Consider the following 22468-nt stretch of genomic DNA (forward strand, 5'->3'; position numbering starts at 1 on the left):
GATACAAATGCCATTATTTTGAGGGATGCCCCGGCTGCCGGCTGCCGAAGCCGAAACATTCCCGAACACTATATGGTATGAGCACATGTAAAGAAGGAGAAACAAGCATGACGCTTTCAAAAATAAACAGAGCCGGGCGCACACTTGCGCTGCTGGCCGCAAGCCTCGGTCTGGCGCTGGTAGGGCAAGCCTGCGAGGAGTTTGAGTACAGCCCCTACGAGATCAGGCTGGCCGAGGACGAGAAAAACATTAACGGGCGCAACATCGCTCAGATCGAGAAGCTCAACATCTCGCCGGACGATACGCTGCGTTTTATCCTGACGGCGGACCTGCAGGGATTTTATACCGAGAACGAGATCATGGCCAAAAGCATACGGCAGCGCAACGACATCGACTTTGTGCTGGTGGGCGGCGACCTGACTGATTTCGGCCTTGCCAAAGAGCTCAAACTCATCCACCAGGATTTCAAGACCATCGGGGTGCCTTATGTGGCGGTGATCGGCAACCACGATGCCGTGAACAATGGGCAGCAGGCCTTTCAGGCTATGTATGGTGATTTTGACACCAGCTTTACCGTGGGAAACAGCAAGTTTATTATGCTGAACACTAATTATATCGAGTTCCAGAAGCAAGTACCGAACCTGGATTGGCTGGAAAAGGAACTGAAAGCCGCTGCCGCGTTTGAGAATATTTTCGTGCTCTCGCACATTCCGCCACAGAACTACGAGTTCGGCCCGGAGAAAACGGACCGGTACTACCAACTGATGAGCCGGTATGGCGCACGTTTCTCGCTGCATGGCCACAACCACAGCTTTAAGGAATACTTTCCGCACGATGGCAAGGTGCCCTATGTGCAGACAGCCGCTGCCGAAGACCGGGAGTACCTGGTGTTTACCGTGATCGGGCAGCAAGCAACCTATGAGCGTGTTACGTTTTAACCTTGCCCTTATGAAACCCAATTCTATCCTTAGCGTCCTTTTTCTAGTCCTCATGCCACTGTGCTCGTTTGGGCAGGGTGTGGAAGTAGGCGCGCAAGCAGCCCGGAAATGGTATGCACCGGATGCGGTAAGCCTACAGTTTGCAGGAAACCTCGGCATGTTTTCGGTTGCCCCCAGTTACAGTTTTGCACAGGATAAACTCAACGCGGAGTTTTTCTATGGCTATGTGCCTAAATTTGATGCAGCGGAGGCACTGCATGTGCTCACGCTGAAGGGTATATACAAGCCGTTCAAAAAAGTATGCCTCAAAGAAAACCTGTCAGTAACGCCTGTGCGCCTGGGCCTGGGGCTTAGCTATTACTTCCGGAGCCAGTTCTCTACCAACTGGTCTAACGCATACCCCACCAACGATTATTACTGGTGGACCAGCAGCCTGCGCCTAACAGGCAGCCTGGGCCCAGCGCTGAACCTGGCATTGCCGCACAGCGACGGTTTCCGGGAGATAAGCTTTTATGGCGACGTGAACACGTATGATTTGATTGTGACCTCTGCCGTAAAGGACAAGTCCCTGACCGCCTGGGACATTATGAGCTTCAGCCTGGGCCTGCGCGCGAGTTTTCGGTAAAGGAGCCCCACGTACAACCTCAACCAAGCCAACAGACAGATGCCAGCTTTCGGAAAAACGATCGTATTACTCGGGATTGTACTGGTAGTGGTAGGGCTGGTGGTTTGGCTTGCTGGCGACAAGTTTAGCTGGTTCGGAAACCTGCCCGGCGATATCCGGGTGGAGAAGAAGAACATGCGTTTCTATGCACCTATCACCAGTATGATACTGCTGAGCATCCTGTTCTCGCTGGTGATGTGGCTTGTCCGGAAATTCTTTTGATTACTGACAGTTTTATGCTCCATGCATAATAACTAAATTGCCGCCGCCAAAGGAATAAGAGGATTTTAGATTAACATCACGCCATGCTTGCTGTTGTGGTGAGGCTGCTGTAGCTTCTTTTGCTTTGGCCGTTGTATTAAACGCTGGGCAATGTTCTTTATCCTTTCCAAAACGCTACATTTCTTCCTGATGCCCTTTATCTGGGTGTTGGCGCTTCTACTGCTGGCCGTATTCCTGAAGTCTGCTAAATGGCGGCGCACGTCTTTGTTGGCTGCATTGGCAGTGCTCCTGGTTTTCTCAAATCCCTTTCTGGCGAATGAGGCCTGGCGGGCCTGGGAGGTGGAGGCCACTCCCATACAAGACCTTCCGCACCACGACGTGGCTGTTGTCCTGACGGGTGTTACGGCCTACCGCGAGGACATCCCGGACAGAATCCATACCCACAAAGGGGCGGATCGTTTTCTGCACCCGTTGCAATTATACCGGATGGGGAAGGTAGATAAGTTTCTGATTACAGGCGGAAGTGGGCTAGTGCTGGCTACAGCCGTGCCGGAGTCGGAGCAGATAGAGAAGGTGTTGCTGATGGCAGGGGTGCCGGAGGAGGACATTCTCACGGAAGGCAATAGCCGCAATACGCACGAGAATGCCACCAATACGGCTGCCGTGATGCAGCAGCACCCAGAGTGGCAGAAGCTGCTGCTGGTGACGTCGGCTTTTCACATGCGCCGTTCTGCAGGCTGCTTCCAGAAGGCAGGGCTGGAGGCGACTCCGTTCAGCACGGACTTTTACGCCTCCGAGCGCCGTTTCACACCCGACGAAACCATCATCCCGAGCATCGCCGCTTTTAGCAACTGGCAGCTTCTCATCCACGAGATGACCGGCTATATCGTTTATAAGGTTCTCGGATACTGTTAGCGTCTGCTTGCGGATCATAAATTAAAAGGGCTGATGCGGAGGCTAAGCACAATGCCTCTGGACCCCACATCAGCCCGCCCAAAAAGCCAGGTTGCTTAACCGACCCAGATGCTTTTCTGGTTCACGAACTCGCGGATACCCAGGTACGACAACTCACGGCCATACCCTGATTTTTTGATACCGCCGAAAGGCATCTCAGGGGAGGAGTGTACGATGGCGTTGACGAATACAGCGCCTGTCTCGATTTGCCGGGCTACTTGCAGGCCCCTGTCTGTGTCCTTTGTCCAGACGGCACCGCCTAAACCATAGCGCGAATCGTTGGCGACTTTAATAGCCTCTGCCTCGTCTTTCACGATGATTACGGCAGCCACAGGGCCAAACATCTCTTCCTCGTAGGCAGGCATGCCGGGTTGCACGTTGGACAGGATCATGGGCTTGAAGTAGGCGCTGTTACCGCCTTCCCAACCGCCGTCGAGCACTACTTCAGCCCCTTGCTGTATGGATTGCGCTACCTGTTGCGCCAACTCCTCAGCCAGGTCTTTGCGCGCCATTGGGCCGTAGTCGCAGTCATCTGCCAGCGGGTCTCCGGTTTTCAGGTCTCCCATGATCGTGGCCATACGCCCCAGGAACTCGTCGGCTACGCTTTCCACCACGATAAAGCGCTTGGCGGCAATGCAGCTTTGCCCGCTGTTCACCATCCGTGACTGCACTGCTACTTGCGCGGCCTGCTCCAGGTCAGCATCCTCCAGCACTACAAAGGCATCGCTCCCGCCTAGTTCCAGCACGGTTTTCTTGATCTGCTGGCCGGCCTTCTCGCCCACTTTTGAGCCGGCCCCCTCACTGCCTGTTAGCGTCACTGCTTTCACCAAAGGGTTTTCGATCACAGCACTCACTTCCCCCGATTCGATCAGCAGTGTCTGAAACACACTGTCAGGGAAACCTGCTTTCTGAACAATCTCCTCAATGGCCAGGGCACATTGCGGCACGTTAGAAGCGTGTTTGAGGATGCCGACGTTGCCCGCCATAAGGGCAGGAGCCAGGAAACGGTAGGCTTGCCAGAAAGGGAAGTTCCAGGGCATGATGGCCAGCACCACCCCCAGCGGCTCAAAAGCGATTAAGCTGCGCGAGGCTTTGGAGTCTATTTCCTCATCGGCCAGAAAGTCGGCGGCGTGGGTGGCATAATAACGACAAACCAACGCGCACTTCTTCACTTCCGCTATCGCGTCTTTCAGCGGTTTGCCCATCTCCAGGGAAATGATGCGCCCATAGTGCTCCGCCTCGTTCTCCAGAATGTCTGCCTGTTTCAGCATGTAGCCGGCCCGCTCTTTGAAGTTCACATCACGCCAATGCCTGAATGCATCGTCTGCGGCCGCTATTTTTTTTTGTACTTCTTTTGCCGAGTGGGGCTCAAATGTTTTGGTTACTTCGCCGGTAGCGGGGTTTGTAGTTTCTATTGCCATGGAGTAGGTCAGCTTTTTGAAAAATATACGCAGCAATACGAGGGATGTGTGGCTTGCATGCTTTTAAAATAACTTTTTCCCCTGAATTTAGTTATAAGAAAAGTTTTCCAAAATTAATGTATACATTTAAGGTGCCTGTGCCCAGGCAGCGTTTTTTACACAAAGCAAGCAAGTGCAACACCAACCTATCAAAACGATTTCGGAAGAGGAACTGATTGCCCGACTCCGGTCAAAAGACTCTTCGGCAGTATCCGTGCTTTACGACATGTACAGTGCTACCCTCTATGGCGTGGTGCTGAAGATTGTGCGTGAAGAAGAAACAGCTGAGGATGTGTTGCAGGAGGCCTTTGTGAAGATATGGAGTTCCTTCCAAAGCTACGATGACAGGAAAGGCAGGTTGTTTACCTGGATGATCAACATCTGTAGAAATTTAGCCATCGATAAAATCCGCTCGAAGCAGTACCGCGTAAGTCAGAAGACAGATGAAATCCCTGAATCGCCGCGGGCCATGTATGGCTCCTCGGGGTTCAAGCCAGAGCATATCGGAATCCGGGAGGTCACAGAGAAACTGAGCCCGGAACAAAAGCAGGTCATCGATCTCATGTACTTCGAAGGGTTGACTCAAAGCGAAATTGCAGAAGAATTTAATATTCCGCTGGGGACTGTGAAAACGAGGGCACGAAGTGCAATTAAAACACTAGGAAAACTATTTAAGATACGTGAATAACGACGAATACATAGCGTCTGGAATATTAGAACTATACGCTGCGGGTGCTTTAAGCCAGGAAGAGAAGCTAGAGGTGGAACACCGCGCAGCCGACTCGCCTGAAGTGCATGCCGCGCTGCAGGAGGCCTGCCGTGTAATGGAGGAATACGCCTCACTTTACGCTGTGGCTCCCAATCCTGCGCTGAAGAACCGTATACTGAACCAGATAGGGCATTCTCCTTCCGATGACACAATCGTAGCAGAGGAAGATGAGCAGCCTGTGCGTCCATTGTACCCTGTCCAGGAACCTGAGAGCTCCCCTTATAAATGGATGTTTGCTGCCAGTATTGCGCTGTTTCTATTGTCAGGCTTCATGAGCATCCGCTTTTACCAGAACTGGCAGAATGCCGAAGACAAACTGGCGCAAGCGCTGGCCTTGGAGCAAACGATGGCACAGAACTACCAGACAGCTTCTTATCGCTTGAATCAGCAAGAGCAGGCACTGCAGGTGCTTCGCAGCGGTGATTTCAGGCTAGTGCGATTGCAAGGGGTAGAGGGCCACGCGGATGCACAGGTGCTGGTATATTGGAATGCCGCAGCGCAGCAGGTATACATAGACCCGCTTCAGTTGCCAGCCCCTCCAGCAGGCAAGCAATACCAGTTATGGGCGTTGCTGGACGGGAAACCGATTGACGCTGGCCTCATCAGCCTGAAGCAAGGTGAAAGCAGAGAGCTGTTGCAGCCCATGAAGGGAATCGGAGCAGCTCAGGCCTTCGCCGTTACGCTGGAACCTGCGGGTGGGAGTGTAAACCCTACCTTAGAGCAGTTGTACGTAATGGGCGAGGTGAGCTCATGATCTGAGCTTTGCCGTGAGGATTATTTGCCTAACCATATCCTTTTTTATATATTGAAAGATGGAAGTGCGTTTGCTGAACGCGAACCTAACGCGGCTACAACTGCGTTAGGTAGAGGGCACTTCCGTCTGACGATTGCAACAAAAAACCTCCGATACCGCCATCCTGCTGTTTGCGCATGCCGCTGCACACGAAGCCGAAGTTAAAAACTTTAGTTCAGAGCTTAGTGCGCGCAGTACCCGCAAGATAGCCAGTGTGCTGCTGAACCATACCTTGGCGGTCAGCCATAAAGCCAAACTCCCTTTGGTAACAGTTTATACGGATCGGCAGCAGGGAGAGTCGTTTGGCCAACGCCTGGCAAACGCATTCCAGTATGCCTTTGACAAAGGCTATCAGCGGGTGATATGTGTGGGCAGCGATTGTCCCTCGCTCGCTACGGATGATTTGCTGCAGGCCGCTGCGGAGTTGCAGCACAACAACCTGGTAATCGGTCCTGCCTCCGACGGCGGTGCCTACCTGATCGGGTTGCATATAAACAGCTTTGACCCGGAACGGCTATCGCTGCTGAGCTGGCAGTCGGACCAGGTGCTGCAGGAGTTAAAGCTTTACGCCTACAGGCAGCAGCATGGTTTTCATTCCTTTGTATTGCTTCAGACCAAGTCGGATGTAGATAGCAGGGAAGACCTGTTGCTGGTTTTGCGACAGCTGCCGGCATTCAGCAGATTGAAGACAAAGCTGCTTGCCCTGCTCTACAAAAAGAAATCCCGTACGCTTTCTAGTTTATACAAACACCGGAAGTCCGCACATTTGCTGGTGCGCCAGCTTCTGCTGCGTGCGCCCCCTGCAGGCGTTAAATCACTTCATTTATACTATCTCCAAACAAAGTAGCAGCCTTGGAGTTGCTGTACTGTTGCGTGTTTTCCTGCGCAGTAGGCTGTGCCTTCGCGCCTGATACCAAGCTTCAGGTCACCTTATTTTAGCGCTTAGCAGTCCGGTGCGGGCTGTGCGCCCGTACGTATTGAACTTCAGTTTACAACCACATCTAATGGATAAAACATATTACAACCCTGCCGACCTTTCAAAATTTGGAAAAATCACGGAGCTGCAACCTGAAATGGGCCGCAAGTTCTTCGATTACTATGGAGAGGTTTTTAAAGAGGGCGCCCTGACAGAGCGCGAGAAAGCCTTGATCGCGCTGGCTGTGTCGCATGCGGTGCAGTGCCCTTATTGCATTGACGCCTATACCACCGGTTGCCTGGAAAAAGGTGCTGACGAGAACCAGATGATGGAAGCCGTGCATGTGGCAGCGGCTATTAAAGGCGGCGCAGCCCTGGTGCACGGGGTGCAGATGATGAACAAGATCAAAGAGTTGGCAATGTAGCGTATGGGTTCCACAACTAAATCACTTAAAGGCCAGCACCACGAGCTTGCCGATTCTTCTTTTCAGTTGCAGGTGCTGCAGGCGCCTACCCAGCACGGCGACAATTTTCAGGCTTTCGGCAAGCGTTTGCAGGAGCACGGCCTTTATCCGCTAAAACCAACAGGTACCAGTATCCTGCAGGTGAATGTGGGTAAGATGTGCAACCAGACCTGCAAGCACTGCCACGTGGACGCTGGGCCTGATCGCAAGGAGATCATGACACGCGAAACCATGCAACAATGCCTGGATGCGTTGCTGCATTCCCCGCAGATCACAACGGTGGACCTAACAGGCGGCGCACCGGAAATGAACCCGGACTTCCGGTGGTTTGTAGAAGAGCTTTCTAAGTTGGGGCGACAGGTAATCGTGCGTTGCAACCTTACCATCATCCTGGCGAATAAAAAATACCATGACCTGCCGGAGTTCTTCAGGCTGCATGGCGTGCACGTAGTTTCGTCTTTGCCTTATTTTCAGGCCTCGCGCACCGATGCACAGCGCGGAGACGGGGTGTTCGAGAAGTCTATCAAAGCCCTGCAAATGCTGAATGCAGTGGGGTATGGCGTAGCAGGTAGCGGCTTGGTGCTGGACTTGGTTTACAATCCTTCTGGCGCATTTTTGCCGAGCGGGCAGGCTTCCTTAGAGGCAGAGTTCAAGCGCAGGCTGCGCAATGGTTACCAGATTGAGTTCAACAGCTTGTTTTGCATCACGAACCTACCCGTGAGCCGCTACCTTGATTACCTGGTGCAAAGCGGCAACTACGATAGTTACATGGAAAAGCTGATCAATGCCTTCAATCCTGTAGCGGCCGCGGGTGTGATGTGCCGCAACACGGTTTCGGTGGGGTGGGACGGCTACCTGTACGACTGCGACTTCAACCAGATGCTGGAACTGAAAGTCGCGCGCTCCGCACCCCAGCACATCCGCGATTTTGAGATAGCGGCGCTCGATGCGCGTACCATCATCCTGAATCAGCACTGCTACGGCTGCACGGCAGGGGCTGGCTCCAGTTGTGGCGGAGAAACCGTGAAATAAGATTTGAACCAAGAAGGTGTAAAATCGACTTGATTGCTTACCATGCTGAATTTTGATAGTCTGAAAAAGAAACTATACATCGCTACCGCTTTGCTGTGCCTGTTGGCAGGAGGGCTCTATGCCCAGACAACTGATAAAGCCTATGCGCTGATGTTGCAGGGGATGTATGGCAGACAGGTGCCGCTGCTAATGCCAACTCAATTACAGCAGCAGTTGCAAAGCAGTGCTGTCGCGCCACTGTTACTGGACACCCGTACCCAGGCAGAGTATAACGTCAGTCACCTGGCCGGGGCAAAGCTTGTTGCTTATGATCAATTTGACGTGAAGCGGTTGAGGGGTATTTCCAAACAAACGCCGATTGTCGTTTACTGCTCCGTTGGCTACAGAAGCGAGCGCATTGGCGAGAAACTACAAAAAGCGGGCTTTGAAAATGTGCAGAACCTGTACGGTGGCATTTTTGAGTGGGTAAACCAAGGCTATGCGGTATACAACAGCGCAGGCAAAACCAACCAGGTGCACGCCTACTCAAGAACCTGGGGCATATGGCTGCGGAAAGGGGAGAAGATTTATGAGTAAAGAAGCCCTGCTGCTTTTTGTGCGCAACCCCGAATTGGGCAAAGTAAAAACCCGCCTGGCTGCAGCAGTGGGCCCGGAGAAAGCCCTGGAAATCTACATCAAGCTGCTGCAGCATACCCGCGCTGTTACCCAGGCCATACCTGTGACCCGCTTTGTGTATTACTCCGACCAGATAGCCGAAAACGACCTGTGGCCTAAAAGCGACTATCAAAAAAGGGTGCAGCCAGCCGGCGACCTGGGCCAGAAAATGGAGGCTGCCTTTGCCGCTGCCTTTGCCGAGGGCTATACCTCTGTCGTCATTATCGGGAGTGATTGCCTGCAACTTAGCCCAGCAATCGTTCAGCAGGCTTACAAGGGACTGCAAACAAATGAGGTGGTAGTAGGTCCGGCGCTGGATGGCGGGTACTATTTGCTGGGAATGCGCCAGCTGCACCCGGAACTGTTTCGGAACAAGCGCTGGAGCACTGCACATGTTTTCCCGGACACCATGCAGGACCTTGAGCAACTCAGGCTCTCTTATACCCTGCTGCCCCGGCTCTCAGACGTCGATCACATTGAAGATTTGGAAGGCGAGTTATTATCCGATTAACGGATGAGGGGTATGAGCACCCCAGGTCTATTCTTTTGTGAGGTGCGGCAGTAAGTCATACCCATACACATCATCCCGGAACTGTATTAGCCTATCCGCATCCGCCCAAGCCGTTAAGTAAACAACGAGCAACGGAGGGGGCTTATGCACATTCAGGTAATGATTAGCCTTGCGCCTCATCCAAAGGCGCTCAATTTTCTCCTCGCTATAGCCGGAGCCCTTCTCAAGTAGCAGGTTTGCCAGCTCCACGGGCTTTTCAAGCCGGATGCAGCCATGGCTAAATGCCCGGGTGGGGTAGGTAAACATTTCCTTTTTAGGGGTGTCGTGCAAGTACTGCGGGATAGCGTTCGGGAAAGGGAATTTCACGGTGCCCAATTCATTATCAGGCCCTTCCATTTGCACAATGCGGTACTCAAAATTGCTCCGGTTGATCTTATGCCAGTCTACGCGCCATGGGTTAATCTGTACCCATCTTCCGGCGTACTGCTTCTCCAACTTCATGTTTTTCTTGTCCAGGTACCCTGGGTTTCGTCGCAGCAGCGGCACGATCTCGTCGGCGGAGATAGAGGTGGGCAGAAACCAATAGGGGTGTAGCACCACGGTGGTTAGTTTGCTGCGGATGGGGATGGTCGGGAGCTGGGGCTTGCCCACGATTACGCGCATGTGCAGCAAAACAGTGTCATTGTCTACGACTTGTAGCGTGTAATCCGGGATGTTGATGATGACATAGGGGAGTGGCACATGCGCCAGCAAAGTGTCCAAGCGGTTGAAGTTCCGCTGCAGTTGCCGTAACCGCTCTGCAGGAGGCACGTTTAGGGCAGCCACAGTGTTCGGCCCGAGCACCCCATCCGGAACCAAACCGTGCCGTTGCTGAAACCGTTTAATGGCTGTTGTTACGGCGGAGGTATACGTTGCAGTAGAGCCTGAGAAGGAGGAAACAGGGAGGTCGCCGGTTAAAACCAGGTTCTCCTGCACTTGCAGTAAATAGCGGCTGCTGTCGCCGGGGCGGAGAAAGATGTCATCCGGCAGGAAATGCCACTTCCCGGTGTCTGCCAGTTGCTGGTAGTGGGCAATGGCCTGCAACATGTTTTCCCGGTCGTAAGGCGCTTTCCTGGATTCCTGCGCGCATACTGCCCCTGCTGCTAGATAAATCAGGCATATGAAAAGGAGGCGCGCCATAACAAAAAATCAGGTAACCGGTATTATGTTATACGCGGCCGTTATGGTTCCGGACACAATAACCAGACTCCGGGCAAAGCAGCATGGCCGCACTTAATTCGATTATCCATTTAGCATCCCCGATTGAATGCCGACACTTATTCAGCCCAGCACACTGCAGTTTATAGCCGACTTAAAGGAGCATAACACCCGCGAGTGGTTCCAGGAAAACAAAGGCAGGTATGACAAAGCCCGCCAGAACTACATTGGTTTTTTAGACGAACTGGTGCAGGAAATGCAGGCATTTGAGCCTGCCGCCCAGGGGCAGAGCGGCAAGGACCTTGTCTTCAGGATCTACCGCGACGTGCGTTTCTCAAACGACAAGCGGCCTTACAAAGATCACTTTGGTGCCTATATTGCAGAAGGAGGGCGAAAATCCGTTAATCCGGGGTATTACCTGCATTTAGCCGGTGGCAACCGCTCTTTTGTGGCCGGTGGACTCTGGATGCCGCCCGCCCCTGAGCTCAAAGCCGTACGCCAGGAAATTGATTATAACCTCGATGCCTTTCGGGAGATTGTAGAAGCACCGTCTTTCAAAAAGCGTTTCGGGGAGTTGCAGGGCGAACAGCTTAAGACCACGCCAAAGGGCTACGATAAGGAGAACCCCGCCATCCAGTACCTGCGCCACAAAAGCTGGAATGCCCTGATGCCTTTAACTGACGCACAGGTGCTGCAGGAGGATTTCATGCAGGTGGTGCTGGATGCCATGAAGGCCCTAAAACCCCTCAACGATTTCCTGATGCAGCCACTGCATGATGTGGCGGGGTAGGCTTTTGGGATATGATTTTACTCCTGAACCAGATTGGCCGGGCGTTTGCGCTGGCGGTATAGGTATAGCTCTACCGCCAGCCACAAAAGCACGAGCAGGTATTCTAAGCCTACCAGCAGCATGTCTTCGGAATAGGTGCTGTGGCGGTAAGCCGCGTATGATAGTATCGCCAACCCGGACCACGCCACCGCAAACCGGAACTGACTGAGCACTGTGAGCGCCAGCAAGGGCGTGATGTACCAGGGGTGCACAGTGGTAGCCAACAGGAGGTATACCGTCAGTGAGGCAGCCATATAGCCCGCAAGCCTCCGGATAGAGCCAAGCCGCTTGACCGAGGCGAGCGCCAGCACAACACTAAGCGTGGCGAGCGACAGCAAAGGACCCAGTATCATGATGATGTTGTAGCCCGCCAGGCGGTAGCCAAACCACCGGATCAGGTAATAGGCACTGGCATTGAACTCGAATTTCTGGAAGTAAAGGTCCAGGCTCTCGAATAAGTTATGTATAACCTCTACAGACAGGAGCGGGTAAAACAGCCCCGCCACCGTGAGAAGCACTGCACTCCCAAATAGCAGGAACTGCTTCCAGCCTATTTTCCGGAGCACAAAAGGCAGGAACATGAGTGGCAACAGCTTGGTGCCGATCGATAGGCCCATTACGACACCGGCCACCAGGTGCCGGTGGTAGAACAGTTGCTGCAGGCTAAGCAACAGGAAGGCAAGCATCAGTGCCTCGAAGTGCAGATTACCAGTTAATTCCAGTATAACGAGCGGATTCAGGGCATAAAGCAGCACATTTTTGTCAGGCAGCCCCATTTTACGGAGCAGGCGCAGCAGCAGCAGGATGTTGGCGACCTCGGCCAGAAGCAGTACCACGCGCATCACAATAACAGCCCCCAGCACATCACCGGAAGATAACTTAGCCGCCAGCCAGAAAACTGCTTGCGTAACCGGCGGGTAGATACTGTAATAGCTTTGAGAATTCAGCTGCTGGAAAAGCTCCGAGGTGTTATGGATCACCGAAGGGCCATCCGGTGTCGCAAAGTAAGCAGGCAGGTATAGATAAGGGTTATACCCTCCCGCCAGCAGGTTGCCGTCCCAGATGAACCGGAAATAGTCGTCGGAGAGTGCAGGTGTGGCCAGCAGAAAGATCATCCGGAAAAAAATAGCCGCCGCTATGCCGTGCCACAGCGGAAACCGCTGATTGAAGACGAAGAGATACCCGGCAAACGCCACGGCAAACAGCGCCAGCAGCTGCGTGAAGTCGGTGCGGGGGGTAGCGTAGGCCAAAGCAAAATAGGCTAGGGCCGAGACCGCCAGAAACGCGTAGCTACCGGTATGCTTCTGCACTTCCATCAGGCACGTTTGTTATGGTTGAGCGAATAAAAGAATACAGCGCCGAAGCCAAAGGTCAGCAGCACATGAAACGGCAACTGCTCATACATCCCCCACTCAAAAGCCAGCCAGATTCCAAACATGAAATACAAACACATCATACCCTCCAGTACCGTGAGCATGCTCAGGCTCGGAATACTGTAAACGCGCTTGCGCCACGTGTCTTTAGCAGCGACAATATTATATTTTGGGGTGCGTATAAACGGCGTCTTGCGGCCTATATACCCCTCTACCACGGCGACTGTGTTGTGCAATGACAGACCCATCGAGATAGCCAGAAACAGCAAAAACTCCGGTATAAACCGAAGGCTGCTGCGCCAGATACTTTTGGACTGGCTGTATTGAGGCGACCAGTAAAACGCGACCAAGGCGGCGAGGCTCAGCAACAGCGCATACCCTAATTGATAGAGCGGCGAAAGAGCCGGGGTATTGTGTTTGATGTATAAGATAGGCAGGCTAAGCACTGCCGTGAGCAGCACACAGATAAAGATGGCACTATTAAGGAGGTGAAAAAAAGCATGCAGCTTGGTGGTAAACGGAATGTCGGCACGAAGCACACGGGCAAGGTGCTTGCGTGCTGTTTCAGCGGCTCCTTTTGTCCATCGGAATTGCTGCGATTTAAGGGCCCCCATGTCGGCGGGCAGTTCCGCAGGCGCTTCCACGTCCTCCAGGTAAGTGAATTTCCAGCCTTTCAGCTGCGCCCGGTAACTCAGGTCCAGGTCTTCGGTGAGGGTGTCGGCTTGCCAACCACCAGCATCCTCGATGCAGGCCTTACGCCATACCCCAGCCGTGCCGTTAAAGTTGATAAAGCTGTTGCTGGCATTGCGGCCCACCTGCTCCACGGTAAAATGGGCATTCAACCCGAAAGCCTGCAGGCGCGTCAGCAGTGAGTAGTTGCGGTTTAGATGGCCCCAGCGGGTTTGCACCACCCCGATGTCAGAGCTTGTGAACGCTACCACCGTGCGCTTGAGAAAGTCATGCTGGGGTAAAAAATCCGCATCAAAAATGCAGATATACTCGCCGGTGGCCTGGGCCAGTCCGTGTTCTAGGGCACCGGCTTTATACCCGGTACGCTGCCCCCGCCGGATGTGCTGGATATCCAGATGCGGGAAAGTGGCAATTTTCTGGGCGATGAGGGCGGTGGTGTCGTCAGTGGAGTCATCCAGCACCTGAATCTGTAACTGCCCTTGCGGGTAATCCAATGCCGCAACGGCATCGAGCAACCGCTCTACCACGTAGCGCTCGTTGTAAAGCGGCAATTGCACCGTCACCTTCGGCCAATGGCTCAACGTGGGGTATGGGTGTTTTTCTTTTCTGTGGTAAAGCCAATACCGGATGGTCAGATGCAGCTGTACCAGGCTATAGAAAAAGATAAAAGCTAGGCATAAGCCGTATACCAGTAAAACCATCGCTTCGGCTAGTTGCATAAGGAGTGCCTAGAGGTATTTAAAGATGGTGAAAATGATCTTGTAACCAGCCAGCACCGTGCCCTTCACGGTTCCCGACACTTTAGAAACGCCGATGCGCTTACGGTACTTTACGGGAACCTCCATGTAGCGGATTTTCTGGCGTGCCGCTTTTGCCTGCATCTCCACGGTCCAGCCGTACGTGCGATCGCGCATGCCAAGGGCCAGCAGGGCATCCAGGCGGATGGCCCGGAAGGGGCCGAGGTCCGTGAAGTGTGCTCCGTAGAACCAGCGCAGCAACGTAGTGGCCAACCAATTCCCGAAAATCTGCTGTGGCATCATCGCCCCGCTTTCCCGCTCACCCAATGCCCGCGATCCGATCACCATGTCAGTTTGCCCTGCCACAATAGGAGCCACCAATTGGGGCATCTCCTCAGGGTAGTCTGAATAATCCCCGTCCAGAAAAACCACGATATCGGGCTGTTCTGATTTTGCGGCAACATAGGCTATACCCTTCAGGCAAGCATTCCCGTAGCCGGCGATGGGCTGGTGCAATACGGTAGCGCCGGCGGCGGCGGCGGCTTGGGCGGTGCCATCGCTGGAGTTGTTGTTCACCACGATTACCTCTTCCACTAACCCTGCCGGTATGGCTTGCACTACTTTGGCAATGGAGTGCTCTTCGTTGTAGGCTGGAATGATGACGTTGATTCGGGGCATATTGGTCTTGCGTGGGTGCAAAGATGCCTAAATTCTTTTTCTGTTGCTATAATTAGCAGCCTTCTTTGACTTTTGGGTTTATGCGCCTTACCTTTGCGGCCCGCGTAATTTTTTGCACGAAGTTTGTAATAGACTAGTTATGATGATCGAAGCACTTATAAAGGATGATGCGGTAAGGGAAGGCGACCAGGCCCCTGACTTTGAGTTGCAAAGGCAGGATGGCGGTTTGTTCCGCCTCCATGACTTACTGAAGGAGAAGAATGTGGTGCTCTACTTTTACCCTAAAGACAATACTTCGCGCTGTACCAAGCAGGCTTGCCAGTTCCGGGACCAGTATGAGAGGTTTCAGGAGTACGACGCAGAAGTGGTGGGCGTGAGCTCTGACAGCCTGCAGTCGCATCAGAAGTTTGAACGGATCTACCATCTGCCTTTTACGCTGCTAAGCGACAAAGACGGACAAATAAGGAGTATTTACGGGGTGCCACGCCGTCTGGGGCTTCTGCCGGGCCGCGTCACCTATATCATCGACCGTAACAGAACGGTACGGGCAATCTGCACCTCGATGAGCAACCCGCAGGACCATGTTGAGACTGCACTGGAAGTGCTGCATCATATCAGCGCCGAGCAGTTGCAACGGGCTTAAATGAATATTTAGAAAACGGGAATAGTATACTGCTCCAGTTTACACAGTAGCCTCTTATTGGCGACGTATAAACTGAAGCAGTTTTCCGTTGCCGTACCTGACACGCAGAAAGCCGAATTCCTTATTGTAGAGCAGTTGCGTTACTTGCTGGGGGCTGCCTGCATCCGGGTTCAGCTCATATACGCTTTTATACCATTTCTCGCCTACCTGCAGGCTGTCGTAGGTTGGCTGGAAGTTCTGGATTTCCCAAGCCTCGTTGTCGCCCATGGTGAGTTCAACGGTCACGTTTTCCGGCTGGCTGAGGATGCGGGTGCCAAGCACGGGGCGCGTTTCTGCCACATCTTCCAGCACTGTTCTCACCTGCACATCCAACGCGTCCACGCAGGCATCCTCCACCGAGAAACCCTCCCCCGGAAGCGTCTGGGCAAAAATTCCCGTGCGGATGTAACGCACTGTGTCGTTGACCTCGGTCAGGAACGCAATGGTGTCATTCTTTTTGTAAACCAGCCATGCAGCGTCTTCGGGTGTAGGCTCAGAGATGATGACGTTTCCGCACTTCTCGCAGGAACTGAGCAAGCCAGCAGCGAGTAAAAGAGTGAAAAAGAGGAAGAGGGTGTACTTGTTCATGCCTGATCGGGGACGTTTCGCCTATACTGTTCAAAATGATGCGAACTCAAATATACTAATTTCAGCGCATTGAAAGCCCTTGGCTAATCCCTATGCCGGTTAAATGTGCGTAGCTAAACCCTCCTGCAGTTTTAGAGGGTTTGCGCTTATACATAAAAAAGCCCCCTGGCAGCAGCACGTTCAAGTGGACTGGTTGCCAGGGGGCTTGTATTTTACTAGAATCGAATGCTTAACTCTTAACAGGGATTGGCTGCGGTTTTAGTTTTGGGCGGAGTGTCAGCCAGGCCAGCAGACCCAGTATGGTGCCGGTAAAGAAGGCAATCCCCACTATTATCCCGCCGTTTAGGCCGCGCTGCTCCGCATCATGGTACATCCATGTGAGGATGAATGTGAGCAAGAGCGTGTAAAAGCCGACTGTTGCTATAAAAATTAAGTTTGATATATCCATGTTTATGTGTCCTCCTATAGGTGGTAAACGAAAAATTAAGATGTATGACTACTTTATTTTAAACAGTTTTTAGTGGACTAATGTTTAGAACTTTATAAAGAATGCCTTTGCAATATAGAAAGTATGTTGGTAACCGTGTTGTATTTATCCTGCTGGCGGCTAAGAAAATGGATTACCTGTGAGAAAGCGGCCCAGTTAACGAGCCTATAAATAGCAAACGCCACCCTACAAGGGCGGCGTTTGCGCTAGTACATCAAGCTGATTTTATTTCTTGATGATCAGCTTATGTGTTTCTGTTTCGCCACCGGCAATCACCTGGAAATAGTAGATGCCATTTGGCAGGTGGTCCACCGTCAGCAGTATGCCTTGCTGGCCTTCTGTGGCTTGCAATTTTTTGCTTAGCACCTGCTGGCCCAGTGCATTCACGGCCATAACTTCTACTGCACCCACTGTGCCATGCGCCAGGCGCAGGTTCACGGCATTTTGTGCCGGGTTCGGGTATAGAACAGAGCGCTGGTTCAGCGCTACCGCGGGGGCAATTTGTGTTGCCGCAAACTCATCACGCTTCAATACCAGCACCTCGTTTGTGGCTGTTTTATCACCGCCCCACTTCGTGCTGACACTCGCTATGTTTTTCAGTGCCGTGGCATTTGCTACAACGTCAATGTTGTCTACGTACCAGCCTGTTGCACCCGTCAGTACGTCCGAGCCCATTCTGAATCGGATCAGGGTCATTTTGTCTTTGTAGGCGCTCAGGTCCACAATTGTCTGGATATAACCGTTGCTGTTGCCTGTAAAGGCAGGGCCACTCACCGTTGATGCGTTTGCAGCCGGAATCGTGCCGTTGTAGCCATTCTGGATCATCTTGTTCCCCAGGTTCGTCCATGTCAGGCCGTTGTCTGTGCTGGCCTCTACCACACCGCCATCAAAGCCGGCTTCGGTGGCATAGCTATGCCAGAACCTCAGTTGCGAATTCGCTCCCGGTATCACCGGTGAAGCTAACGTCAGGTATTGATCGCTAAAGGCATCAGGATCCACGGCGAACCATGCATTCTTACCGCTGTATGGGTTCTTGCCACTCAATTTCCAATCCTGCAATCCGATGATGTGGGATGTTTTCCACTTTGCCGTGCCATTTTCCATGTCATCCTGGAAATAGATGGTCGTTCCGGTGCCTGTCTGCACTTTCACCTTGAATGAACGGGTAACAGTTTCGCCCTGGTTCATTTTCAGAGGCTTAAAGCTTACGATACCATTCTCTACCTTCGCAGCATCCCTGCCTTTGTCTTCTATTAGCGTTGTGTTGGCAGGGATAGCACTTGTGATGTTTACACCACTCATAGCCACTGAGGTGTTGTTCGTTACTGAGATGTTATACGTCAGGTCGTTGCCGTCCATTACAGGCGTAGGATTAGCCGTTAAGCTGATCGCGAACTGTGGGCTGCAAGATGGTGGCATGTCAAATGCCTCCACTCCGTCTGTCAGGTCGTTGTTGCTGCCCTGCTGTGCGCTGAAGCCTAAGCCGCGCTTCGCAAATGCACGCCAGATATAGCACTGGTTAGCGCCACCGTTGTTAATGCGGTCAGCAGCCAGGATGGCGTCGCGGGCGTCTATAAAACCTGGGCTACAAGGCTGTAACTTCAATCCGTCGATGATCAGTTGCAGGGCAATGTTATTACCGCCTTTCCCGCTGTAAATGTTCGGGTCGTAGCCATACTCGTCGATTAGGCTCCAGGTCATGTCCCATAGCATCGTTGCCCAGATAAAGCCCACACCATGCGGTACGGAAATTTCAGGGTTTGATACCATGGCATAGGTATAAGGGTTGATGCCCATATCCGTGCTATAAGGTGCAGGGCGTATACCGTTGCCGTCTGTGCCTTCAGAACGCACATAGGTGCCGATACCACGGCGCTGTGTGCCTGTGTCGCCGTTGCGCATGGTCATGTACAGGGCAAAGTAATCGCTCCATCCTTCACCGCCTTGCTCAGCACCGGACAGGCACTGTGTGCTCGGGCCACCGGTCAGGCGGGTAGAGATGCCATGGCCATACTCGTGTGCAATGATCCCGTTATCCAGGTCACCATCGCGAAGCGGCGGCACGCCACCCTCACGTCGTAAAGCACCAGTAAGGCCTTGTGCCAGGGCAGCCTTGAGTTTGTCCCCGTCAGCTTTGCTAATCATGATCGCTGGAATCAGCACCGTAGCGCCAGACTCGTCGCCACCCATCGAGATCGGTTCGCCGTCCATGTTGTTCACCACAATTACGGCAGTAGCGCCAGAAGCCTGTGCGTTCAGGGCCTTCGCGATGAAAGAGCAGCTTCCGCGGTCAACCAGGGCGATGTTACCGGAAATGGCTGCTTGGTTAACGAATGGTTCCGGAACAGAGCCCTTTGGCAAGGCAGGAGCTGTGCCGCAACCATTTGCTGGGTCAGCCATCACAATCTTGCCAGCCACGCCGTTCTCGTTTACAGCAGGACCGAAAGCAGCCTGTATACCTGTATAAGAACCGGCAACGGCTGCCGGGGCAGAGATGTGCAGTAGTTTAGCAGGGAGCGAAGAAGTCCAGAGGTACATCTGCATGCGGCCTGGTACACCGTCCTGCAAAGTCAGGAAGTTTGCGTTGTTGGTTCCGCCACCGTCCTGGGCTTCGGCCATTACACCGTCGAGGCCTTCACCAACGCCACTCAGGTTAGTTTGCTGAAAGTTGCCACTCGCTTCGTCAAAACCGAACTGGTAGAAAACGTCGTGCATCAGGTTGTTCCAGTAGAATAAGTTAGCTGTAGCAGCCTGCACGTAGGTAGCTGGTTCTTTTGCAAGGTCCAGTGGGAAGTCAAATACCAGGTTCGCGCCACCGTCCGGGCTCAGGCCAGCGTTGGCCCCTGCACGGTCCTCGTAGGCGTGCACGTTATTTCCTTTGGTGATGGTATAAGATACAATGCCGTCGTTGTGCCATCCGAGCGGGGAGGCAGCCAGGTTCTCTTTTCCGGTAACTAATGTTCTGTCGCCATGCGTTGGGGTCTCCAACGGAGCGTCATACACACGGTAAGTGCCACTCGTGGCAGCGACTGCGGCTACAGAGGCTGGGGCAAACAACTGTGTGTACATCTTCTGTCTGGCCTCTAGCTTCGCTTCAGCCGACATGGCTGGCTTGCGGGTGGCAGTTCTAAGCGTTTTCTCAGCAGTGGGGGCATCCGTTGCTGTTTCAGGACCCCAAACATCATGGATTACCTGGTCTTCCTGCTTCAGCACCTGTCCGGTGGCGGCATCAACCGTGGTGTTCCAATAGTGCTGGGCGTCTTTTTCATAGATACCCACTTCCCAGGCAAGGCGTACGGTACCATCCGGCATTGGCTGGTATACCAATTTGGCAGGGATAGGAGAGAGGGAGATTCCGCCGTCTGTTAAAAGCACAGACTTGGCAGCGGCAGATACCTTCTCAGTAGGGGCTTTTTTCTCCTTTACTTTAATAGGAGTGGTTACAGCCAGTTTCAGTTTGCCGGCGGCCACGGTAGCAGCCTGCTCAGCAGAAATGGCCGCAGCGTTGCCCTTGATGGCAGCCCGCAGGTTAGGCACGAAGCGGTTACCCATGTTAACCACATTGCCCTCGCGGTCGATGTTGATGTTCAGGTTGGCGTCCACTACTTCGATGCCTTGGAAGCGCTGGCGCATGTAGATGTGTGTCACGCCGCTATTCTTGCTTACATACTGGTCTGTGATTACGTAATCGGCCAAATCGGCTGTGGTGAGTTTGTAGTTGGCCTTAGTTTTGTCTATATGCTGAAGGGCAGCCTGTAGGGGCGACTGTGCTTGGGTGAGGCCGGGCAGCAGGAAGAGTAACATGCCCAACAAGCAGAGCAATTGGTAATTCGGTGAGCGTCTTTTCATAAAGAGGGGGTTAAAGATTAGAATTGTTACATATAAAAATTAAGGAATAAAAGCAAATGGATGTGTCAGAGAGAATTGAAATATGGGGAGAAAGGGGCAGCGCAAACGAACTATTTGTGCGGTAAGGTTAGTAAAGTTCTGTGCCATATGGTTGAGCTTTCTCCTGATGATAATGCATACATACGGAAGGACTATTTTTTTGGATTTGTTGCCAAAACAAGGCAAGGAAGTGCTATGTGACTATTTTAATATGTGGCCTCTGCTTCAGGTAAATGCGGTATAGTATGTTTGTAGTTCAGGAATTTAAGGCAAGCTTGATAGATGTAGTTACATTGTTAGCATCACTCATTGACAGGATTTAAGTATTTTGAATAGAAGTGCAATAAAATAAAGATATAAATATTGCTTATTTGCAATATAAATATACAAATATGGAAAATTTGTATATTTTAGAGAAGGCAATTGAAGCTGCGTTTAGTACCGCTTTGGTAAACTTTAGTATTTGTATTTTTTAGCGCAAAAAAATTTAAATAAACCTAACGCTTGTTAGTATGCTGCTGAAGTAGCTCTTGAAGCATAAAAGTGAGATAGGAGCCAGTGTGCGGGCCAAAGAAGCTCATGCTGCGCGTTTCATACTCATCCAGGTCATAGTGTTGGTCTGGTGTTACGTAGCCTATATAGCCGCCGTTGAAGCTACTTACGATGACAGGGTTGCCGTTTTGCCTGCCAGTAGCCGTTAGCGCTGCCATAAACTCCCCGGAATAATCGGCAGGGGCGCCAAGCAATACAATATCACCGATCTGCAGACTGGTAACATAGGCAGGATGCTGCCCGAACACCCAGTTAAACAGGAAGGGGGCTAGCCTTAAGTTTTTAGTGATGCGCCACTGTGGGGCGGGCAACAAAAGCGGGGCACGGTCATAGCCGAGCGTAAACACATACTTGGTGTCTACCTGGTGCCACGTGCGGCGCAGGATAGTCGCCAGGCTCTCGCCCACGGTTTGCACGCTTTCAAAGGAATCGTGCTCAAAGTAAACCGCACTGTGGCTGCCCACCGGCCCGGCCGCAAAGGCGGCAAAGTTCAGGCGCTCTTCCAGTTGGTCTACCAGTACCCCAGGATAATCGCGGGAGAGGACAGGCTGCATGGAAGGCAGAATGGTGGGGTGCGCCGAGAAGAACGACAACACCGCCATAGTTCCGTCAGGCCGCTCAAACTTCAGGAAGCGCAAAGCGGTATCACGGGCTTTGCGCGACTCGGTTAGCCGGTTTTTAACAAGGCTGCCCGCGTTGGCGCTGCCATACCCCACGCGCGTTGGTTGCAGGTTTTGCCGTGCCAGCCGCATGCTTTGCAAAATCTGCTGCGTTAATTGCTGCACAAGTTCCTCTTCATACCCTCCCGACATGACCTTGATGCCCGGATCCGTTGCCCACCCGCCAAAGCTGGTGTGGCTGTGGGTGGCCGAGAGGTATACCTGTTCGGGTTTTAAGCCAAGCCTGGGGAATTCTTTCTCCAGCGCCTGCTGCACCAGCATGGGTGTGATCAGCATGTCCAATGCCACAAAGTACGCCTCCGTCTTTCCGTTGTCGAAGGCAAAGGTGCGTACCCAGGCTGAGTCGTGCACTTCGGTATAAGCCATACCCAGGCGCTTGCCATACCCCGCTAAAGGAGCAGGGGCGGGTGGCGTGATGTTTATCTTTGCCCAGCCAACCCGCAGCGTATCACCGTGCGTGATGGTGGCAGGCGCTCGATGCAATTCCGCTACTGCTTTTTTATAGTAATCCGTCTGCTGGAAGGGGGTGTCATCGATCGGGCGGATCAGGCACGCAGGCAGCATCAGCAGCAAAAACAGCCAGTATCTGTTAAAGGATTTTTTTTTAGTGGAAGCAGTCGTCAATCCTGCGAATGTATAAAGGGTGCCTGTTTGGAAAATTGCCATGCACACGTGTGCCGTGCGAACTTAGCATCAGAAAACTGTCACAAA

General features: G+C 52.7%; 22 protein-coding genes. 13 read left to right on the plus strand and 9 right to left on the minus strand.

The window, feature by feature from the left end:
* Window positions 1-107 precede the first annotated feature (107 nt).
* The 4 genes from ACXYMU_RS06345 (at window position 108) to ACXYMU_RS06360 (ending at window position 2739) form a co-directional block, all read left to right on the plus strand.
* Window positions 108-938, plus strand: a complete 831-nt coding sequence (locus tag ACXYMU_RS06345; protein ID WP_458985522.1) for a metallophosphoesterase family protein — start codon at window positions 108-110, stop codon at window positions 936-938.
* Window positions 939-948: 10 nt separating this feature from the next.
* Window positions 949-1563: a hypothetical protein gene (locus ACXYMU_RS06350; protein WP_458985523.1), complete on the plus strand. Its 615-nt coding sequence runs from the start codon at window positions 949-951 to the stop codon at window positions 1561-1563.
* Window positions 1564-1602: 39 nt separating this feature from the next.
* Window positions 1603-1824 (plus strand): DUF2905 domain-containing protein, encoded by a 222-nt coding sequence (locus ACXYMU_RS06355; RefSeq protein ID WP_458985524.1) that lies wholly within the window; start codon window positions 1603-1605, stop codon window positions 1822-1824.
* A 150-nt stretch (window positions 1825-1974) separates the two neighbouring features.
* Entirely contained in the window at window positions 1975-2739 is a 765-nt protein-coding gene (locus ACXYMU_RS06360) for a YdcF family protein (RefSeq protein WP_458985525.1), read from the plus strand.
* Between the two features lie 95 nt (window positions 2740-2834).
* On the opposite strand, the gene ACXYMU_RS06365 is transcribed toward ACXYMU_RS06360, so the two are convergent.
* Window positions 2835-4199: an NAD-dependent succinate-semialdehyde dehydrogenase gene (locus ACXYMU_RS06365; protein ID WP_458985526.1), complete on the minus strand. Its 1365-nt coding sequence runs from the start codon at window positions 4197-4199 to the stop codon at window positions 2835-2837.
* Window positions 4200-4371: 172 nt separating this feature from the next.
* Here ACXYMU_RS06365 and ACXYMU_RS06370 point away from each other — a divergent pair, with 172 nt between their 5' ends.
* The 7 genes from ACXYMU_RS06370 to ACXYMU_RS06400 all read left to right on the plus strand — a co-directional run bounded on the left by ACXYMU_RS06370 (window position 4372) and on the right by ACXYMU_RS06400 (window position 9376).
* Complete coding sequence (locus tag ACXYMU_RS06370; protein WP_458985527.1) at window positions 4372-4926, plus strand: RNA polymerase sigma factor; 555 nt, start codon at window positions 4372-4374, stop codon at window positions 4924-4926.
* Complete coding sequence (locus ACXYMU_RS06375; protein ID WP_458985528.1) at window positions 4919-5761, plus strand: anti-sigma factor; 843 nt, start codon at window positions 4919-4921, stop codon at window positions 5759-5761. The genes ACXYMU_RS06370 and ACXYMU_RS06375 overlap by 8 nt, the downstream gene beginning before the upstream one ends.
* A gap of 133 nt (window positions 5762-5894) precedes the next feature.
* The gene (locus tag ACXYMU_RS06380; RefSeq protein ID WP_458985529.1) at window positions 5895-6647 is read left to right on the plus strand and encodes a DUF2064 domain-containing protein; all 753 of its coding nucleotides are present in this window, start codon (window positions 5895-5897) and stop codon (window positions 6645-6647) included.
* Window positions 6648-6804: 157 nt separating this feature from the next.
* Window positions 6805-7140: an arsenosugar biosynthesis-associated peroxidase-like protein gene (locus ACXYMU_RS06385; RefSeq protein ID WP_458985530.1), complete on the plus strand. Its 336-nt coding sequence runs from the start codon at window positions 6805-6807 to the stop codon at window positions 7138-7140.
* Between the two features lie 3 nt (window positions 7141-7143).
* The gene (gene arsS, locus ACXYMU_RS06390) at window positions 7144-8211 is read left to right on the plus strand and encodes an arsenosugar biosynthesis radical SAM (seleno)protein ArsS (RefSeq protein WP_458985531.1); all 1068 of its coding nucleotides are present in this window, start codon (window positions 7144-7146) and stop codon (window positions 8209-8211) included.
* 42 nt (window positions 8212-8253) lie between these two features.
* The gene (locus tag ACXYMU_RS06395; protein WP_458985532.1) at window positions 8254-8787 is read left to right on the plus strand and encodes a rhodanese-like domain-containing protein; all 534 of its coding nucleotides are present in this window, start codon (window positions 8254-8256) and stop codon (window positions 8785-8787) included.
* The gene (locus ACXYMU_RS06400; protein ID WP_458985533.1) at window positions 8780-9376 is read left to right on the plus strand and encodes a TIGR04282 family arsenosugar biosynthesis glycosyltransferase; all 597 of its coding nucleotides are present in this window, start codon (window positions 8780-8782) and stop codon (window positions 9374-9376) included. The genes ACXYMU_RS06395 and ACXYMU_RS06400 overlap by 8 nt, the downstream gene beginning before the upstream one ends.
* Before the next feature lie 27 nt (window positions 9377-9403).
* On the opposite strand, the gene ACXYMU_RS06405 is transcribed toward ACXYMU_RS06400, so the two are convergent.
* The gene (locus ACXYMU_RS06405; protein WP_458985534.1) at window positions 9404-10555 is read right to left on the minus strand and encodes a L,D-transpeptidase family protein; all 1152 of its coding nucleotides are present in this window, start codon (window positions 10553-10555) and stop codon (window positions 9404-9406) included.
* Between the two features lie 127 nt (window positions 10556-10682).
* Here ACXYMU_RS06405 and ACXYMU_RS06410 point away from each other — a divergent pair, with 127 nt between their 5' ends.
* Window positions 10683-11363, plus strand: coding sequence for a DUF2461 domain-containing protein (locus ACXYMU_RS06410; protein ID WP_458985535.1), 681 nt, complete (start codon window positions 10683-10685; stop codon window positions 11361-11363).
* Window positions 11364-11380: 17 nt separating this feature from the next.
* On the opposite strand, the gene ACXYMU_RS06415 is transcribed toward ACXYMU_RS06410, so the two are convergent.
* Genes ACXYMU_RS06415 through ACXYMU_RS06425 form a run of 3 tightly spaced genes read right to left on the minus strand, consistent with a single transcriptional unit; the run spans window position 11381 to window position 14880 of the window.
* Window positions 11381-12718: a glycosyltransferase 87 family protein gene (locus tag ACXYMU_RS06415; RefSeq protein ID WP_458985536.1), complete on the minus strand. Its 1338-nt coding sequence runs from the start codon at window positions 12716-12718 to the stop codon at window positions 11381-11383.
* On the minus strand, window positions 12718-14184 hold the full coding sequence (locus ACXYMU_RS06420; RefSeq protein WP_458985537.1) for a cellulose synthase family protein: 1467 nt from the start codon (window positions 14182-14184) through the stop codon (window positions 12718-12720). The genes ACXYMU_RS06415 and ACXYMU_RS06420 overlap by 1 nt, the downstream gene beginning before the upstream one ends.
* Before the next feature lie 9 nt (window positions 14185-14193).
* Window positions 14194-14880 (minus strand): glycosyltransferase family 2 protein, encoded by a 687-nt coding sequence (locus ACXYMU_RS06425; protein WP_458985538.1) that lies wholly within the window; start codon window positions 14878-14880, stop codon window positions 14194-14196.
* 139 nt (window positions 14881-15019) lie between these two features.
* On the opposite strand from ACXYMU_RS06425, the gene ACXYMU_RS06430 reads away from it, so the two are divergent.
* On the plus strand, window positions 15020-15523 hold the full coding sequence (locus tag ACXYMU_RS06430; protein ID WP_458985539.1) for a peroxiredoxin: 504 nt from the start codon (window positions 15020-15022) through the stop codon (window positions 15521-15523).
* 54 nt (window positions 15524-15577) lie between these two features.
* Here the strand turns inward: ACXYMU_RS06430 and ACXYMU_RS06435 are convergent, their stop codons facing one another.
* From ACXYMU_RS06435 to ACXYMU_RS06450, 4 genes are all read right to left on the minus strand, one after another.
* Entirely contained in the window at window positions 15578-16150 is a 573-nt protein-coding gene (locus ACXYMU_RS06435) for a hypothetical protein (RefSeq protein WP_458985540.1), read from the minus strand.
* Window positions 16151-16379: 229 nt separating this feature from the next.
* Window positions 16380-16598, minus strand: a complete 219-nt coding sequence (locus ACXYMU_RS06440; RefSeq protein WP_458985541.1) for a hypothetical protein — start codon at window positions 16596-16598, stop codon at window positions 16380-16382.
* A 264-nt stretch (window positions 16599-16862) separates the two neighbouring features.
* Window positions 16863-20486, minus strand: coding sequence for a T9SS-dependent M36 family metallopeptidase (locus tag ACXYMU_RS06445; RefSeq protein WP_458985542.1), 3624 nt, complete (start codon window positions 20484-20486; stop codon window positions 16863-16865).
* Window positions 20487-21022: 536 nt separating this feature from the next.
* Complete coding sequence (locus ACXYMU_RS06450) at window positions 21023-22423, minus strand: neutral/alkaline non-lysosomal ceramidase N-terminal domain-containing protein (RefSeq protein WP_458985543.1); 1401 nt, start codon at window positions 22421-22423, stop codon at window positions 21023-21025.
* Window positions 22424-22468: the final 45 nt, after the last annotated feature.

It is taken from the genome of Pontibacter sp. CAU 1760, from assembly GCF_054482735.1.